This window comes from Nitrospina sp. 32_T5 (assembly GCF_052156635.1).
GTDB lineage: Bacteria > Nitrospinota > Nitrospinia > Nitrospinales > Nitrospinaceae > Nitrospina.
Map to the genome: position 1 here is coordinate 556,719 of NZ_JBQKUO010000001.1, position 17,802 is coordinate 574,520.

Annotated in this window: 15 protein-coding genes; 14 read left to right on the forward strand and 1 reads right to left on the reverse strand. The window is 49.4% G+C overall.

All coding sequences use genetic code 11. The features are described from left to right. The first annotated feature begins 193 nt into the window (after positions 1–193). From ACTRW9_RS02495 to ACTRW9_RS02555, 13 genes are all read left to right on the forward strand, one after another. A complete protein-coding gene (locus tag ACTRW9_RS02495; RefSeq protein WP_442428188.1) occupies positions 194–736 on the forward strand; it encodes a hypothetical protein in 543 nt (180 codons plus the stop codon). A gap of 4 nt (positions 737–740) precedes the next feature. Next, positions 741–2,270: a DNA cytosine methyltransferase gene (locus tag ACTRW9_RS02500; RefSeq protein ID WP_442428189.1), complete on the forward strand. Its 1,530-nt coding sequence runs from the start codon at positions 741–743 to the stop codon at positions 2,268–2,270. Further along, positions 2,263–2,688 carry a very short patch repair endonuclease gene (locus tag ACTRW9_RS02505; protein WP_442428190.1) on the forward strand — a complete coding sequence of 142 codons (426 nt, stop codon included), beginning with the start codon at positions 2,263–2,265 and terminating at the stop codon, positions 2,686–2,688. The genes ACTRW9_RS02500 and ACTRW9_RS02505 overlap by 8 nt, the downstream gene beginning before the upstream one ends. After that, positions 2,624–4,186, forward strand: a complete 1,563-nt coding sequence (locus ACTRW9_RS02510) for an ATP-binding protein (RefSeq protein WP_442428191.1) — start codon at positions 2,624–2,626, stop codon at positions 4,184–4,186. Before ACTRW9_RS02505 ends, ACTRW9_RS02510 begins: the two co-directional genes overlap by 65 nt. After that, positions 4,179–6,935: a Z1 domain-containing protein gene (locus tag ACTRW9_RS02515; protein WP_442428192.1), complete on the forward strand. Its 2,757-nt coding sequence runs from the start codon at positions 4,179–4,181 to the stop codon at positions 6,933–6,935. Before ACTRW9_RS02510 ends, ACTRW9_RS02515 begins: the two co-directional genes overlap by 8 nt. Next, positions 6,925–7,944: a PD-(D/E)XK motif protein gene (locus tag ACTRW9_RS02520; RefSeq protein WP_442428193.1), complete on the forward strand. Its 1,020-nt coding sequence runs from the start codon at positions 6,925–6,927 to the stop codon at positions 7,942–7,944. Before ACTRW9_RS02515 ends, ACTRW9_RS02520 begins: the two co-directional genes overlap by 11 nt. After that, positions 7,941–9,983: an AIPR family protein gene (locus ACTRW9_RS02525; RefSeq protein ID WP_442428194.1), complete on the forward strand. Its 2,043-nt coding sequence runs from the start codon at positions 7,941–7,943 to the stop codon at positions 9,981–9,983. The genes ACTRW9_RS02520 and ACTRW9_RS02525 overlap by 4 nt, the downstream gene beginning before the upstream one ends. A 95-nt stretch (positions 9,984–10,078) precedes the next feature. Continuing rightward, positions 10,079–10,900, forward strand: coding sequence for a dCTP deaminase (locus ACTRW9_RS02530; RefSeq protein ID WP_442428195.1), 822 nt, complete (start codon positions 10,079–10,081; stop codon positions 10,898–10,900). Between the two features lie 20 nt (positions 10,901–10,920). Continuing rightward, on the forward strand, positions 10,921–11,676 hold the full coding sequence (locus ACTRW9_RS02535) for an HAD family hydrolase (RefSeq protein ID WP_442428196.1): 756 nt from the start codon (positions 10,921–10,923) through the stop codon (positions 11,674–11,676). Positions 11,677–11,855: 179 nt separating this feature from the next. Further along, positions 11,856–12,263 (forward strand): hypothetical protein, encoded by a 408-nt coding sequence (locus tag ACTRW9_RS02540; protein WP_442428197.1) that lies wholly within the window; start codon positions 11,856–11,858, stop codon positions 12,261–12,263. Between the two features lie 334 nt (positions 12,264–12,597). Continuing rightward, positions 12,598–13,002: a CBS domain-containing protein gene (locus ACTRW9_RS02545; protein WP_442427430.1), complete on the forward strand. Its 405-nt coding sequence runs from the start codon at positions 12,598–12,600 to the stop codon at positions 13,000–13,002. 192 nt (positions 13,003–13,194) lie between these two features. Beyond that, on the forward strand, positions 13,195–15,351 hold the full coding sequence (locus ACTRW9_RS02550; RefSeq protein WP_442428198.1) for a caspase family protein: 2,157 nt from the start codon (positions 13,195–13,197) through the stop codon (positions 15,349–15,351). Positions 15,352–15,359: 8 nt separating this feature from the next. Next, the gene (locus ACTRW9_RS02555; RefSeq protein ID WP_442428199.1) at positions 15,360–15,845 is read left to right on the forward strand and encodes a hypothetical protein; all 486 of its coding nucleotides are present in this window, start codon (positions 15,360–15,362) and stop codon (positions 15,843–15,845) included. 44 nt (positions 15,846–15,889) lie between these two features. Here ACTRW9_RS02555 and ACTRW9_RS02560 read toward each other — a convergent pair whose 3' ends face one another. Then, positions 15,890–16,186 (reverse strand): GIY-YIG nuclease family protein, encoded by a 297-nt coding sequence (locus ACTRW9_RS02560; protein WP_442428200.1) that lies wholly within the window; start codon positions 16,184–16,186, stop codon positions 15,890–15,892. Between the two features lie 235 nt (positions 16,187–16,421). Between ACTRW9_RS02560 and mltF the strand changes: the two genes are divergently transcribed. Further along, a complete protein-coding gene (gene mltF, locus ACTRW9_RS02565) occupies positions 16,422–17,786 on the forward strand; it encodes a membrane-bound lytic murein transglycosylase MltF (protein ID WP_442428201.1) in 1,365 nt (454 codons plus the stop codon). The last annotated feature ends 16 nt before the right edge of the window (positions 17,787–17,802 follow it).

Sequence of the window (17,802 nt, forward strand, 5' to 3'; positions counted from 1 at the left end):
ATAAACAACCCTCTTTGACCAGAGAGAACCCAAACGAGTTTGCATTTACTTACCCCTCTTGGACTAATTGTTCTTCTCTGTTGGCTGAATTCTCTTAAAAACTAAATTCCTCCTTCCGATTCCATAATTGACTCACTGGTTTTCATGCTGTTTAATGATCAAGTTCAACGCATCTATTAGGGGGAGGGGGGCTTTGTCTGTGGCGACTCGCGCGACCCCGGAAAAAAAAGCCAGACAGGTGATCGACCAGTTGCTGGAGCAGGCCGGGTGGGTCCTTCAGGATTACCGAGACTTCGACCGCACCGCCTCCCTTGGCGTCGCCGTCCGCGAATTCCCCCTGGGCATGAACTCCTGCGACTACCTGCTCTTTGTCGATGGGAAAGCCACCGGCGTCATCGAGGCCAAATTGGCGGGCACCACCCTCAGCGGCGTCGCGGAACAATCCGAAAAATACATGTCCGGCCTGCCGGACTACCTCGCGAAGTGGGACAAGTACCTCCGCTTCGATTATGAAAGCACCGGCAACGAAACCTTCTTTCGAGATACGAAAGATCCCCGCCCGCACTCCCGCCGTGTGTTCGCTTTCCACAAACCAGACATCATTAGCCAGCACTTGGAGTATCTCCCCCCAATTAATAAAACAGGTCTGCTGACGTGCCAGTTAGAGACGCTGATGCGGGGTTACATTAAACGAAATAAAATGGGTTTTTGGGGGAACTGGAGTGGGAAAAGTTAAACATTTGACGTATCCGGTCATTGACCTTTTTGCTGGACCCGGAGGCCTTGGAGAAGGGTTTACAGCACTGAGTGATAGAAAAGGCCGGAGGGTTTTCAGTGCCCTGGTGTCCATCGAGAAGGACCTCCATGCCTATGAAACCCTTCGTCTGAGACACTTTTTCAGGTCGTTTAAAAAGGGAAACGTACCGGAGGAATATTACGACTACCTTGCAGAAAAAATTACCAAAGATGAACTCATAGAACAATACTTCGAAAACTGGAAGGAAGCAGGTGAATCCGCCCGGCTTATTGAACTGGGCTCGAAATCCCATCGTAAGGTCCGGGAACTTATTGAACATCGGCTTTCTGGAAGGAAAAAGTGGGCTCTAGTGGGTGGCCCTCCCTGCCAGGCATACTCCCTGGTTGGCCGATCCAGGATGAAGGGGAAACCAAGTTTTGAGGAGGATGACCGGCATTTCCTGTATCAAGAGTATCTAAAAATAATTATTGACCACAGGCCGCCGGTATTTGTCATGGAAAATGTGAAGGGTCTTCTTTCCGCGACAGTGAACGGACAGCAGACATTCCAGAAAATTATCACGGACCTCAGGAGGCCAAGAAGTGCCCTGGAAAACACAGAAAATGGATTGAAATACAGGCTGTATTCTCTAAGCCGGATGGGCGAAATAAAAGATCTGTCCGACCCATCTTCATTCCTAGTACGGGCTGAAAATTACGGAGTACCACAGGCCCGCCATAGGATATTTATACTTGGCATACGGTCGGATATCAGTGTTGAGCCTGGAATTCTGAAACCGAAGCCCTCCCCAACCGTTCGTGAAGTTATTGGCAGTTTGCCACGGCTGCGAAGCGGGATATCCAAGGCAGAAGACAACGCAGAATCTTGGAGAGAACTCATAAAAAAATCTGCTGGCACCCGTTGGTTCAAAACAGTAACCCGACAGAATGAAGCACTTGGCTCCACCCTGACCAGATGCCTAAGCAGCGTTGAAAGGACTCCGGGCAGAAGACACTCCTCAAATTATTCAATACCCACGGTAATGAAAGCCTGGTTTCATGACCGAAGACTCAAAGGCATTACGGACCATGAAGCGAGGTCCCACATGGAAAAGGATATTCACCGATATCTGTTTTCGTCTGCATTCGCCCAGGCAATGAAAGTGTCTCCAAAGCTGTCGGACTTTCCGGCAGACCTTCTGCCACATCACAGAAACGTAATGAACGGAAGCCGCAGCCAGATGTTTGCCGACAGGTTCAGGGTCCAGCTTGCAGACAATGTATCCTCAACTATCACGTCGCATATCTCCAAGGACGGTCATTATTTCATCCACTATGACCCTGCTCAATGCAGAAGTCTAACGGTGCGTGAGGCTGCAAGACTCCAGACCTTCCCTGACAATTATCATTTCGAGGGTCCACGTACGGCAAAGTATCACCAGGTCGGCAACGCGGTTCCTCCCTTCCTTGCAAAGCAGATCGCTGAAATTGTAAAGGATATTCTCGACCGGATGCAGGAGGGCACTCATGGTTGACATCCTTACCAGGGAAAAACGCAGCTGGAACATGTCACAAATCCGTTCCAGAGATACAAAGCCGGAGATTTTCGTCAGAAAACTTCTGCACCGGATGGGTTACAGGTTCAGGCTCCACAGCAGGAAGCTTCCCGGAAAACCCGACATCATACTTCCTCGCTATAATTCGGTCGTTTTCGTCCACGGATGTTTCTGGCACAGGCACAGGGGATGCAGGTTTGCCTATACACCGAAATCCAGAATTGAATTCTGGAAAAACAAGTTCAAGGCAAATGTACAGCGGGACAAAACCGTAGCCAGAGAGCTTGCCGACCAGGGATGGAGAAGGCTGGTTATCTGGGAGTGTGAAGTAAATGACATTGACAAATTATCTGAACGTCTCGAAAGGTTTCTGGAGGATGGCCATGTCGCCAACTGAAGATTCGGAGCAATATGAAATAAATCAGCCAGAGCCTGCCGCCCTGGTGGAATCTTTGAGGGCCTTTGGCTACAACCTACAAACAGCGGTGGCAGACCTGATTGATAATAGTATTTCAGCAGGCGCAAAAAACGTATGGGTCCAGATGGAATGGGACGGCCGGGATTCCTGGATTTTCATAAAGGATGACGGGTGGGGCATGTCCGAAGAAGAGCTGGTGGCCGCAATGCGCCCCGGCACAAAAAGCCCTCTTGAGGAACGGTCGCCAAAGGACCTTGGAAGGTTCGGCCTTGGCCTGAAAACCGCTTCATTTTCACAGTGCAGAAGACTGTCTGTTGTTTCCAGAAGAAAGGACGGGCATGTGTTCTCCAGATGCTGGGACCTGGATTATATCAATGAGACAGGTGAATGGAGACTACTCAAGGTTATAGAACCAAATCCTCTGATCTTTCTGAATGAAGACCTCGGGGATCACGGTACATTAATTTTCTGGCAAAAGATGGACAGGGTAACGGGCGGTGCTCGCTCTGAAGATCAGAAGGCTTACAACCTGTTTCTGGAGTCCATTGACAGGGTAAAAATTCACTTGGGAATGGTTTTTCACCGATTCCTTGAAAAACCCGGAGGACTCAAAATCTGGATTAATTCAAGAGAGGTGGAAGCATGGGACCCCTTCCTGAAAAAAGAATCCGCAACACAGGAACTCCCCATAGAAACCCTGACCTGCGAAGGAAAGTCTGTCAAGGTCACACCCTTTGTGCTCCCGCACCAGTCCAAAATATCCTCAGAAGTCCATAAAAAGGCGGCAGGACCGAATGGATGGAACGCCCAGCAGGGTTTCTATATTTACCGAAACCAGAGGCTTCTGGTGCCCGGTGACTGGCTGAGTCTTGGGTTCAAAAAGGAAGAACATTACAAACTCGCACGCATCCAGATTGACCTGCCGAATTCCATGGACAGCGAATGGCAGATTGATGTGAAAAAGTCCAGCGCAAGGCCACCAGGGCCACTGCGTGCCGACCTGAAGAAAATTGCAAAACTGTCACGTGACCAGGCGGTGCAGATTTACAGGCACAGAGGCAGGGTCATGGCCCGACAAAAATCACAGGAGTATGTCTTTCTTTGGAATCAGAAAACAAAACACGGGAAATTTTTTTATGAGATTAACCGCGAACACCCTCTTGTCCGGGAAACACTGAAAGTCTGCGGGGAAAAGAATATTGAGCCGCTTCTCAGGATGGTAGAAGAAACCATACCTTCGGCCAACATTATGATAACGAGTTACGAAGAGCCCGACAAAATGGGAATGCCCCTCGAACACTGTACCTACAGCTCCCTTGAGCCGGTTATCGCCTCTGTCTATGTATCTCTACAGAAAAACGGCTGCAATCCCGATGAGGCATTCTCCCGCCTGCTGAGCATGGAACCTTTTAACTATAATCCCGAACATATTCTTACCTACAGGCAGAAAATTGAAAAGGGTGAGTGTAATGAGTGACACATATGAAGAATTAAAGAAGCTTGTAATGGTTCTGCTGCGCTCCGAAGAAATAATTACTACGGACATAATAAGGGAAAAAATAAAATTTCTGGCAAAACCGTATGAGTCTGAGGGTCGGGCAGGGGATATCGACAGGGAAAAACTTTTTCAGGATATCTACAGCCTTACTAGCATATGGCAGGCTGACCCTTCTGTCCTCAGGGATAAAAAACATACACCCTGGCTTCTGGAAAGAAAATCGAAGATTGACTGGCATTTCTGGAAACGTTACAGGGGGTACCTTGAGGAAGAAAAAGGCTGGACTAAAGAACTCACAGGAAAACTTAATTCAACAACCGACATGATCCTTGGGGATTTAGGCAACCCTGAACAGGCCGGAATATGGGACCGGCGTGGAATGGTCGTAGGAGATGTTCAGTCCGGAAAAACTGGAAATTATACCGGCCTTATCTGCAAGGCAACAGACGCAGGCTACAAACTAATTATTGTACTTGCCGGAATGACAAATGATCTAAGAAGCCAAACACAGTCCCGTCTTGATGCTGAATTCCTTGGCTTTGAAAGTGAAGTTGGCAAACTCCACAACCAGAGTGCCAGGATTGGGGTCGGAAGGCTTGCCGATCACGGGAAACTGATTGTTCACCCACTGACCGACAGTTCCATAAACGGGGATTTTAAAGCCAATAAAAGCGCCAATATCCAGCTTGGAGGCACTCCCCTTCTTCTAGTGGTGAAGAAGAACACATCAGTACTGAAAAGAATACTTAAATGGGTGGAAAGTCAGGGGAAGACAAACCCTGAGACCGGAGAGAAAGTTGTTGAGGACATACCTTTGCTCTTTCTTGATGATGAAGCTGACAACGCGTCGGTCAACACCAAATCCGAGGATGAAGACCCCACAGCAATAAACCGTGTAATAAGGCAAATATTGAAGGTTTTCAATCAGTCCTCTTACGTTGGTTATACAGCGACTCCATTTGCAAACATCTTTATCCTCCCGGATGAAGATGACACTTCTCAATACGGGCCGGACCTGTTTCCAAGAAACTTTATTTATTACATCAATCCCCCTTCCAACTATGTCGGGGCCACACAAATTTTCGGAATTGAGCAGGATCTTGACGGTGTGACGCAGGAAGACAATGCTCTCCCTCTCATAAGATCTGCTGAAGACTCCCAGACGGTTTTTCTACCCAGGCACAAAAAAGACCTTCAAGTTGAAGCTCTTCCTGAGTCCCTTTTGAAAGCCATCAAGTCCTTTATTCTGGTCTGTGCTGCAAGGAGAGTCAGAGGACAGAAAAGTGTCCACAACTCCATGCTGGTGCATGTTACCCGCTTTAACAACATCCAGGAAAAGACACAAGATCTTGTCCGTCAGGAACTTGAACAGATACAGAAAATTCTGGAATACCGGACCGGCAAGCCCGCCATGGATTTCATAGCAGACCTTCAGGAACTCTGGGAAACAGATTTTGTAAAAACCTCTGAAATTATTTTTAGGCGCACTGAGGACCCGGTGCTTAAACCAATCCCATGGCAGGAACTGGAAATTGAACTAGTTGACGCTGCACTGAAGATCCAGGTTAGGGGAATCTACGGAACTGACGGGGGTGTCCTGGATTATACAGACAATCCAAACGGCCTGAACGTAATTGCCATTGGGGGTGACAAACTCTCCAGGGGGCTGACCCTGGAAGGGTTGTCAGTAAGCTACTATTCAAGACCTGCAAAAAATTATGACTCCCTTCTTCAGATGGGTAGATGGTTTGGATACCGACCGGGATACTTGGACCTCTGCCGTCTTTACACAACTGAAGAGCTGGTTGGGTGGTATCAGCATATTTCTGTGGCCAATGAGGAGCTCAAACGGGAATTTCGGATTATGGAGGTCAGTAAACTGACACCCGAGGAATATGGTTTGCGGGTAAGAACCCACCCCAACGGCCTGAACATCACTGCCGCCAATAAAATCCGCCACGGGAAGAAAATGCTGGCTACCTTTTCAGGCCACCTTGTCCAAACCACAGTATTCCACAAAAAAAAGAGCCTGCTTGAGCAGAACTATAGCCACGTTGCAAAATGGATTGAAGCTCTTGGTAGCCCGACATCACAGGAAAAATCAAACCTGAAGTGGGAAAAAATTTCTCCCGAACAGGTCAAGGCCTTTCTATCTGACTTTCAGACCCACCCTCTTTCCCGAAAATCCGACCCGGAACTTCTATGCAAGTATATTGACAAGGTGAATGCCAATGGCGAACTGACAGATTGGACAGTTGCTCTGATTTCAAACAGTTCCTCCGAGGCGCGCCATCATCAGATTTCCGGATTCGATGTGGGCCTGATTCAGCGTTCAGATGACACCCCTGACGATGATAAATACATGCTGAAGAATGCAAATATAATCAGTCCCTCAGACCAGTTTATAGACCTTGATGAGGGCCAGCGTGAGCGGGCCTTTCTGGAGACTGTTCAGGCATGGGAGAGGGGAGAAAAAAGAGGGAAGAAAAAGCCAGAACTCCCCAGCGGACCATTTATTAGAGCTGCGCGCCCTCCGGAAAATGGGCTTCTCCTCATTTATCCACTTGACCCAGGCAAATGCCGGGTCGGTGGCAATATGGTTACGGAGCTTCCGGTCACAGGGTTTGCAATTAGCTTTCCAAAGGGTGTGCGGGACGAAGTAATTGAATACCAGGTCAATACCCAGTACTGGCGGGAACGATATGGTGAGGACGAAGATGATGAATGAACAGCTCTGGAAGGAACTTGAAAAGAAATCAGGTGAAACTCCAGGGTCCGGAATCCTTAAACGCCTGGTGAATCCCGGACAGCCCTGCCCCATGCTGCTTGGCATCAAACACCCAGGGGCCAGTCGAACCTTTATTCTGGAGGTGCCAAGGGAAAACGCGCTGCTACTGGAAGATATCCCTCCATCCCGGGGGTTTGATTTTACCAGTAAAATAACAGGAGACGAGATTCATTCCGACCATATGAGCCTGATCCTCTCTGCATCAGGCCCTGACTACAATGAAATTTTTTCGGCAATCTGTGAAGACCTCCTGTCACACCTGCATTCGGCAGGGGGTGCTGCCAAAATGATTTCATCCTTCCAGGCCAGGGTCAGGCTCTGGCAGGTGTTCTTTGAAAAGCAGGCACTTGAGGGGCTAGGCCCTGATGCTCAGATGGGACTGTATGGTGAACTGTATTTTTTTGAACGTTTTGTGATGAGCGGACCGGGAAACATCCAGAGAGGCTTGAAGGCTTGGGTCGGACCCGAAAGCCGGCAGCAGGATTTCCAGTTTGGCAGCCTTTCAGTGGAAGTTAAAATCACAGCTTCCAAACAGCACCAGAAACTCAGAATCGCAAGCGAACAGCAGCTTGATGAGGCATCGGTCAGAAAACTTTACCTGTACTGCCTTTCCGTATCACTGGTGGAAAATAACACTGAAACCCTTCCGGAAATAATCCGGCGGATTAAAAACAGCCTTGAAAATGAACCTGGTGCATTGGAATTGTTTAATAATTCGCTTTTGAAAATGGGGTATCTGGATATTCATGCACAAAGGTATGGGAACACCGGGTACTTCCCCAGAGATTCCAAGCCATTTCTTGTCAGGGACAATTTCCCGAGAATCAAGGAAAAGGAATTAAGGCAGGGGGTGGGTGACGTCAGTTATTCGATTTCAGTTGCCGAATGCATGGATTATGAAGTGCCGGAAGATGAACTTATATCTGAAATTCAGGGGGCACTCCGATGACTGAAGAAGAGCGCTTTCAAAGTTTTTCCGAAGACCTGCTTCAGGAGGTCATTTCCGCTTCAGACAGTCAAGAGGGGGAAACTTTCCGAATTAACCAGTTCACGCAGACGATAGCAGATTACCTTGTCGAGGCAGGGGAGATTGATGACATAACCATATGCCATTACAAAACCCGGGGAATGCAGATGAATGGGTACAATATTTCCCAGGACGAGGATGTGATTGACCTGTTTGTTTCCATTTTCAACCAGCAGACCCCTCCAGTAACAGTCACAAAGACTCAGTGTGAAGCGGCTTTCAGGCAGGCAGAGACTTCACTCAAAAAAGGATTCAGCGGATTTCATGATTCACTGGAAGAAGCCTCGGAAGCATTTGATGCCTTTCAGAGAATTCATGAGTTGAGAAACCAGGTTACCCGGTGCAGGATTTATCTCCTTACAGACGGCATAGTAAATCAGGAATCATTTCAGGCAGAGGACAATAATGACATTTCAGTTTCCCTGCATGTCTGGGATATCCGCAGAATATTTCGGTTTGCAAGCTCGGGGAAAAGTTTTGAGCCCATTGAAATTGATTTTGGTGATGAGTTTGAAGGTGAAATCCCCTGCCTGACGCTCCTGGATCCGGGCTCTGATTATCAGGGATACCTTGCAGTAATCCCAGGAAAAGTCCTTGCCGGAATTTACGGGAAGTACGGGCCACGGCTTCTTGAGCGAAATGTTCGATCTTTTTTGCAGGCGCGTGGAAAGGTCAATAAAGGAATACGGGAAACCATCATCAAAGAGCCGCACAGATTCTTTGCCTATAACAACGGAATAACTGCCACGGCCGACGATATTGTTTTCAAAGAACATCAGAACGGCGCACTTTTTCTTAAAAAAGTCCGTAATCTTCAGATTGTGAACGGCGGTCAGACCACTGCCTCTCTGTTCCACACTGCCAAAAAGGACAAGGCCAGTCTGGACGGCATTTATATTCAAGCAAAGCTGTCTGTCATTCCGGAAGAGCATCTGGATGAAATTGTCCCTCTTATTTCAAGGTTCGCAAACAGCCAGAACAAGGTCAATGACGCCGATTTTTATGCAAATGACCCCTTCCATGTAAAGTTGGAAGAGCTTTCCCGTACTGTATGGGCTCCTCCTGTTGATGGAACAACCAGGCAGACAAAATGGTTTTACGAGCGGTCCAGAGGCCAATACCAGGACGCCAAGGCAAGAGAGGGTACTCCGGCCAGGAAACGGCAGTTTGAGGCCCTTCATCCCAATCGCCAGAAATTTACAAAGACAGACCTTGCCAAATATGAAAACACCTGGAACCAGTTGCCTTATATCGTAAGTCTGGGAGCCCAGAAAAATTTTAATGATTTTGCAGTCCAGCTTAAGGAAAGGGGCCGGGTGGATGTGGACATTACCTATTTTGAACATCTGGTTGCCAAAGCAATCCTTTTTAAAACTGCGGAAAAAATTGTCAGTGGAGAGAACTACGGCGGGTACCGGGCAAACATTGTCACCTACACCCTGGCCTGGCTTTCCCACCATACCTCCATGCGCATTAATCTTGACCAGATCTGGAAGGATCAGGGGGTGTCAGTAGTTCTCCAGGACTCCATCCGCACGGTTTCAGCATCAGTTAATGAGATTATCACTTCCCCTCCCCAGAACATGCGGAACATTACGGAATGGTGCAAGAAAAAGGCATGCTGGGAAAAGATTAAGGAAGGTAACTTCAGAGTCCACCCACGGCTTGAAGATGAGTTGATTGATGTCAGCAGGGGGACAAAAGTTCAGACGAACCGCGGCATCCAGGGCCCCAACGAAGAGGAAAAAGCCCTCATAGAGAATGCCAGCCAAGTCCCGGCTACAGCCTGGTTTGGAATTGCAAAATGGGCTAAGGAGACAAACAACCTCAAGGCCTGGCAGAGAAGCCTTGCTTTTTCTCTTGGAAAGGTTGCTATGCGTTCCGGACAACCAAGTTTTAAACAGGCAAAACAGGGACTAATGATTCTGGAAGAGGCGGAGAGGCTGGGGTTTAAGGTTTAGATTTTCCCTCTATTTTTTGGTATTTAGAAAAATACACTCAAAAACCCATACTCACTTTATTCTAATCCTTTAATCAAATTTTTAAGGGTAAAACAATGGCTGCTTCAGGCATATTAACCGATCAGCAAATAAAAGAAGAGATAAGCCAGAACCAATTAATTGAGAACTCAAACAATGAAAATGTCCAACCTTGTAGTTACGATTTAAGAATAGGAACTATTTTTTCTGGAAGCAAAAAGATTGATGAAAACCACACAGAGAATACAGATGCAATTAAAATTGAACCTGGGGAAGTTGTTAGTATTTTGACAATGGAAACTTTAAAGATGCCAAATAACATTGTCGGAACAGTGTTCCCCCTTAATGGAATGAGCTCAGAGGGATTGCTTGTTTTAAATCCGGGACATATTGACCCTGGCTTTAATGGCCCAATTACCGTGATAGCCTTAAACTTAAGAAAGGTAAATTTGACTATCCAGCGGGGAGATAAAATTTTCACAGTCATATTTGAGCGATTACCAATTGCACCCGAAAAACCATATTCAAAAAACGCCCCAATAGAAGATACAAAAAGGAAGTTTCATAAAAAAACCAGCGAAATGGTTCCTAAAAATATTCTGGAACTAATATTAAAAAACCGGGATTTACCTTTTCTCACAAAAGATTCAGTATCCATTTATAAATGGATAATTGGAATTATTGCAACGGTGGTGGTGACGGTGGCACCGACTCTGGTATGGCAGATGTATGGTTTAAACAACAAATTGAATAAAGAAATCTCAGAACTCAAAACCCAACTTCAAGTCCATGAAAATCAAGATTCCATTAACAAACAAATTGACATTTTATTTTCAAAAATAGAATCTTTAGAGGTCCACCAAGAAAAACTGCAAAAATACATTAAAGAAAACCCATAAGAACCAAATTCACTCTTTCCATGAGATATCCTGAATTAGTTATATTTGATTTAGATGACACGCTAATTGATACAAGTGACGTGTATTGGCGCGCAAGGAACAATTTTATAGAAATCCTCGCTAAAGAGGGTTTCGACAGAAAAGAGATTTTAGCTAAATTTGAATCTATTGATGGAGAAAATATCAAAGTTTTGGGCCATATACCCCAGAGATATGGGAAAAGTATGCAGGATACTTATCTTGCCTTAAAGAATAACCCTGGCATGGATTCATTTCGAAATATTGAGATGGATGTTAAAAAATGTGGAAATTATATTTTTAATCATCTTCCAGAATTAATTGATGGCGCTTTAGAGTTAATTAAATGGACGGCTAAACACTATACTCTTGCCCTTCTTACCAGAGGTGATGTTAATTTCCAAAAGCAAAAACTGAAAAACGTCGGCTTATTAGAATACTTTCAGCACATTCAGGTAGTTGGCACCAAGAACGAAACCGCATTCCGAGATTTAATTTGTGAGACAGGGTTTGAGGCAAGGCATAGCTGGATTATTGGGGATTCAATAAAATCCGATATTAACCCAGGTATAAAATTGGGGATGAAGTGTATTTTATATGTGTATGAACATGCCAATTACCGATGGAACCAGGAATATGGAGAAATTGCGGAGGGCCCATTTTTTTGCATCGATCAATTAACTCAAGCCAAAGATATTCTAGAGAATCCCTCTGCATATGAAATGGTAACAGCCATTCCCGGTGCATCCTCGAGTTAAAACCCACTCGAAACGATTACTGGCCGATCTATGACAGAACTCCGCAAACACACAGAACCTACAAAATCGACCTCCCCCCCAAAAAAATTATCCAGATGTTATGTTAGGATTTTTGCTACAAACCAAAGTTTAGCTTGAACACACGATTCGGTAAATTTCAACTTTGATATTTTTTAAAAATGAGTAAACGAGAAACACCAATTACAATCAAATTTTGGGAGGAAGTCATTGGAGGCACGCTGGTTTTGGAGTACCCCCTGGCGGAGAAATCTAAAACCTCTGAGAGGCGAGCCGCCGATGCGGTTATATTTCCCCATCTGAAAAAGTCCACCCTTCATTGGAAGGAGGCCCCCACCCTGGAAGGGCATGATGTGGTGGTGGTTCAGACAAAAACGAGGCGACTGGGAATGTACCTCATGGGTCAAACCGTATTTTCAGGGCTACTGGCCAAAAACCTTGGAGCAAAATCGGTTAGATCCGTCGCCCTTTGCAAGGACACCGACACAAACCTGGCCCCCTTTCTGAAGGAATTTGACTTCGTCGAATTATGGGTTACAAAGGATGAAGGATTCGAAAGGATAATTTGAGTCCTTTGGCAGGAACATTCAAATGCCGGTGTTTGGGGGGATGCGGTTCAGAACGTTTTTCAAAAAACTTGTGTGTAATTCCTGTGTAATCCTTCCCGGAAAAGGGGCGATTTTGCGGGATTTCGCTGGATTCCCTGAAAACCGTTGAAAGGCTCTAACTCTAATTATTCCGAAGCTTTTAGAATCATCGGGAAATTTCCTGAAAAATTTGTTAGTTTACTTCTAATCCGTAGGTCGGGCGTTCGAATCGCCCCAGGCGCGCCATTTCACTGGGGAAACGACCCCTTTACGCGGGGATGGAACATGGACGACAACCTTTAACTCAGGAGTCGGTATGACCACCGGAAACACCGTAGGCGATCAGATGAGCAAAACCCTGTTCTTCACGGGGCCGGAAACCACCGCCTTCGATGCGGTGGACAAGATGTATCACAATAAGGTGAGCGCCCTGCTCATTCAGATTGACGGAGAATTCAAAGGCATCTTCACCAAAACCGACTGGATGCACCTGACCATGGGAGGCCAGGCCGACCCGCACGGAGTGAAAGTCGGCGACCTGATGAGTTCGCCTATCATCACCATCGACCGCAAAGAAACCGTTGGGAAGGCCACCATGATCATGGAAGAGAAGGTCATCCGTCACCTCGCCGTCACCGATAACGGCAAGATCGTCGGCATGCTTTCGGTGAAGGACCTCGAAAAGTTCTATTACAAGATGCATCAGAAAACCAACTTCTGACGCCCTCGATACCATTCGGCCCCCGGTAAAAAAGCTTTGCCTCCCGGCCCGGTCCCGGCCTGAATGAGCCAACCCCGCCCGCCTGCGTTGCCTCCAAATCCAAAAGAGGTGTATATTAGGACAACCGCTCAACCTGGATGGCAGACGATGCCGAACCCGATTCGACAAATAGAACCTCCACCCCGAAATGGGATGCACCACGCCGCATTTCCAAAAATCGTCGTGGCGTTCCTGTTTTTTCTTTTCGCGTCAACGCCCCTCACCTCTTCCGCCGAAGTACCTCGAATTCTGAGCGGACATACGGCTGCAGTTCAGGGCGTGGTGGTCTCTCCGAACGGCAAATATATCATTTCAGGGGGAGACGACGGGACGCTCATCATTTGGGACGCCCGCACAGGCGACAGGCAGAAAACCTTGAGCGGTCACAGTGGCGCAGTGAACGCTGTCGCAATTTCCCCTGATGGGAGATCGCTGGCGACAGGCGGAGCGGACACGCTGGTCAAGGTGTGGGATGTGGAATCCGGGAACGAGGTGCGGTCGCTGTCGGGCCATTTCGATGCGGTCACCGGCCTTGCCTTTTTTCCCGATGGAACGCGCCTCGTCTCCAGCGGACTCGGGGAATCCATCATCTTGTGGGACGTCCGAACAGGCCAGCCCCTGCGCGTTTTCGCCGATGAAGGCGAATCGGGATCGGAGTTCATTGCACTGGAACCGGTGCGATCGGTGGCTGCTTCTCCTTCCGGCAAAACCCTGATCACCGCTCAGGGAGACGCATTGAAACTATGGGATGCCTCGACCGGAACGCGCCTGCGGACCTTCTCGCGTCACAACGGCAAACTCTTCGCCACAGCGTTTTCTCCCGACGGCAAAAGCATCGTTTCCGCGGGACAGGACGGCGTCGTGCGGCTGTTCTCCACTGCTACCGGAGAACTCCTGCATACGTTGAAAGGCCACAAGGGAAAAGTGAATGCAATCACGTTTTCCCTGGACGGTGCGCACCTGCTTTCTGCGGGAGACGATGGCACGGTCCGGTTGTGGAATGCGGAAGATGCCGCGCTCCTGCACACGTTCGAAGGCCACACACAAGGCGCGACCTCCGTTGCCTTCTCGCCGGACAACCGCTTTGCAGTTTCCGGAAGCATCGACAAAACGGTGCGGTGGTGGGACCTGGCATCGCACGTCCAACCGGCTGTGGTGGCGGAAGCGCCTGAATCGAAAACCCCGCTAACGACGGAAACACCCGTCCCCGAGACGGGCCCCAAAACTCCGTCGCCCACTCTACCTGTGGAAGCTCCCGACACCGACCCGCCAGACATCGTCATCACGTCGCATGAAATCCTGCGCGGCATCGTGGTCGTGCCCGCATTGCCGGAAACCTTCGTCGAAGGACGCGTGACCGACAAAAGCGGCATCGCCCGCGTCACCGTCAACAACCGCCCGGCGCGCGTAGACGTGTCCGGAAACTTCTCTGCAGGGGTGCCGTTAGAGGAAGGCAAAACCAAAATCGTGGTCATGGCCGAGGACACGCGCGGCAACCTGGCGTGGGAAACTTTCTGGGTGGAAGGAGAAGCTCCCGTTTCAAAAGAATGGGTGGCAGACAAGGAAAAATCCCAATCGGTGGTTCCCGTCAAAGGCCACTATCATGCACTCATCATCGGCATCAACCAGTACCGCCACCTGCCACCGCTCAAAACCGCGGTGCATGACGCGCGGGAAGTGGACCGCATCCTGCGCGATCAGTATGGATTTGAGACCACGCTGTTGATCGATCCCGGCCGCGACGCCATCATGGACGCATTCAACGGTATCCGTCTCCGTTTGACCGCGGACGATCATTTTCTGATTTATTACGCGGGCCACGGCGAATTCGACAAAACCGTCAACAAGGCCTACTGGCTTCCCGCTGACGCCCGCCCCAACAGCGACACGAAGTGGATCATCGTGGACAACATCACTTCCAACATCAAGCGCATGGCGGCGCGGCACGTGCTGGTTGTGGCGGACAGTTGTTATTCCGGCACGCTGACACGCTCCGCCATCACGCGGCTGAGTACGGCTGAAGAGAAAAGACGGTTTCTTGACAAGATGAGGTCGCGTCCCTCACGTACCCTGATGGCCAGTGGCGGCAATGAGCCTGTGGCCGACGGTGGAGGCGGTGGGCATTCGGTGTTCGCGCGCGCCTTCATTGAAGCGCTGCAACAACCGGAGAACCCCGTGTTCACTGCCGAGCAGTTGTTCCACGACCAGATCAAGGAACGCGTCGCGGGGTCTGCCCAGCAGGTGCCGGAATACAACATCATCAAAAACTCCGGCCACGAGGGCGGCGATTTCGTGTTCATCAAAAAATGAAAATGGCTATGAAACGGATTTTGCTTATTACGGTTGTTTGGTTGGTGCTTGCGTTTCCCTTTCCGGGTTCGGCGCAGGAAGGGATGCTGTCGCTGATCAAGGAAGGACTGGACCCGACCTTCAGCGGCACCACGTGCAGCGGCATTTACGAGGTCCACCGCGGAAAGGATATCAAGCACCTGCGCGGTTTCCGGCTCTATGCCTGCCAGGGACGCTACACTCTGACGTTCGAAGGAAAACGCGGGGACGTGGTGACCCTGTTCGGTCGCAGCGAATTCGGCAAAGAAAACGGCTTCCTCATCATCCGCAAAACCGACGACCGCAAGGTGTGGTTGATCGACCTCGAAACGCTGCCCGAAGGAAACTGGGTGAAGCGGGGACCCATCGACCGGTCGGGGGGACTGCACGTGTACTACCAGCCCGCTCCCAATTTCAGCCAGAAAATCTCTTCCGTCAAATGGGGGCGATGGTGGAACGGATCCCAACCGGAATGAACCGCGCACGCCTCTCCATTCCCACAAGGAAATAAAGGGACTCTTTAATTCCCGGAACGAGGCGGTGACAGCAGGGTGTGCAACGCGACTTCCCTACGCACCAGCCTCTCTTTATCTTCCTTGCGCAGTTTTTTGATCGCCGCTTCAGCACGAAGCGCATGCGAGCGGTCCCCTACAGCCTCCTGGAATACCAGCTCCAGCGGTCCCTTGCCGCGAAAGAACTTGGCCCCGCGCGAACCGCCGGAAGCGTGCTCCGCCACACGGCGTTCGACATCATTGCTGACCCCCGTATACAGGCTCCCATTCTGCGCCCGCACCAGGTACACCGACCATTCCGGCATCCAGCGTTTTTCTCCCAAAAATTGTAAGCGGTGATATCCGGCATAAAACAAACCGGGAATGATTTTAACCATACCCGTCCGCTGTTTTTTTTACCAGAACAATTGTTTTTGCGTACCGTGATCATGCCCCTGACCGCATTTACCTTTCCCTTCTTGTTTTCACGGGTTTCTTTTTTTACTCTGTATAAGAACGTTTTATTTACGCAGGGCAACGGAAACCATTCATCACGCGACCATGCCAATTATCAATCGAACCATACTGGCCGGCTTCCTCCTCCTGATTATTTCGGGATGCGGGAGTCCGATTGGAGGCGACCACCGAAGCCTCGATGAAATCAAGGATTCCGGCAAGCTGGTGGTCCTCACACGCAACGCGCCCACGACGTATCATTTCAATGCGCAGGGCAATCCCACCGGGCCCGAATACGACCTGGTCGCCGGTTTTGCCCAATCGCTGGGCGTCGAGCCGCAGTTCATCATTAAAAATTCGATGACCGAAATCCTCGACGCCATCAAGAAAGGCGAAGCCGACCTCGCCGCCGCGGGCATCACCAAAACCGATGTGCGTGGCAAACAGTTTCTGTTCGGTCCCACTTACCAGGAAGTGACGCAACAGGTCGTGTGCCGCCGTCGCAGTGTGCGGCCCGAATCTTTGGAGGAGTTGATCGAGCAAAAGGTGAACCTCGTGGTGGTGGCGGGCACCAGTTACGAGGAAAACCTGGAACGCTTGAAATCCAAACATCCGGGTCTCAGCTGGAAAGCCACCACCGACATGGATACCGAGGAAATCTTTGAACAGGTGTGGGAGAAGGAAATCGACTGCACCGTCGCCGACTCCACCATCGTGAAAATCAACCGCCGTTATTATCCCGAACTCACGGTGCAGTTCGACATCACCCCGCCCGAGCCTCTGGCATGGGTCCTGCCCCAGGCGGCAGACGATTTAAGCGATGCCATCGACAGCTGGCTGAAAGAGTTCAGTCACAGTGGCGATTTCGACTCGGTGATGGCGAAGTACTACAAGTACATTCCCAAATTCGATTACGTCAATATCGCCACCTTCAACCGGCATATTCGCAAGCGTTATCCCAAGTACAGGAAACTGTTCGACAAGGCTTCGGAAAAATTCGGCCTGCCGCACAACCTGCTCGCGGCGCAGGCCTACCAGGAATCCCGCTGGAATCCGCGCGCCAAAAGCCCCACCGGTGTACGTGGCATCATGATGCTCACGCTGGTCACCGCCAAATCGCTGGGCGTGAAAAACCGCATGGATGCGAAAGCCAGCATCATGGCCGGCGCTCAATACCTGCATGAACTCAAACAACGGTTCCGCAAGGAAATTCCGGAACCCGACCGAACGTTCATGGCGCTCGCCGCTTACAATGTGGGCCGCGGCCACATGCACGATGCTCAAAAACTGGCACGCGATCTGGGCAAGGACCCCCACTCCTGGACGGAATTGCGGGAGGTGCTTCCCTTGCTCAGCCAAAAAAAGTATTATAAAAAACTGAAATACGGATACGCCCGCGGCCGGGAACCGGTCCGCTACGTGCAACGCATACGGGACTACGCAAATATCCTGGCGCGGGAGTTGAAGTGATGAAATCACCCGTTCG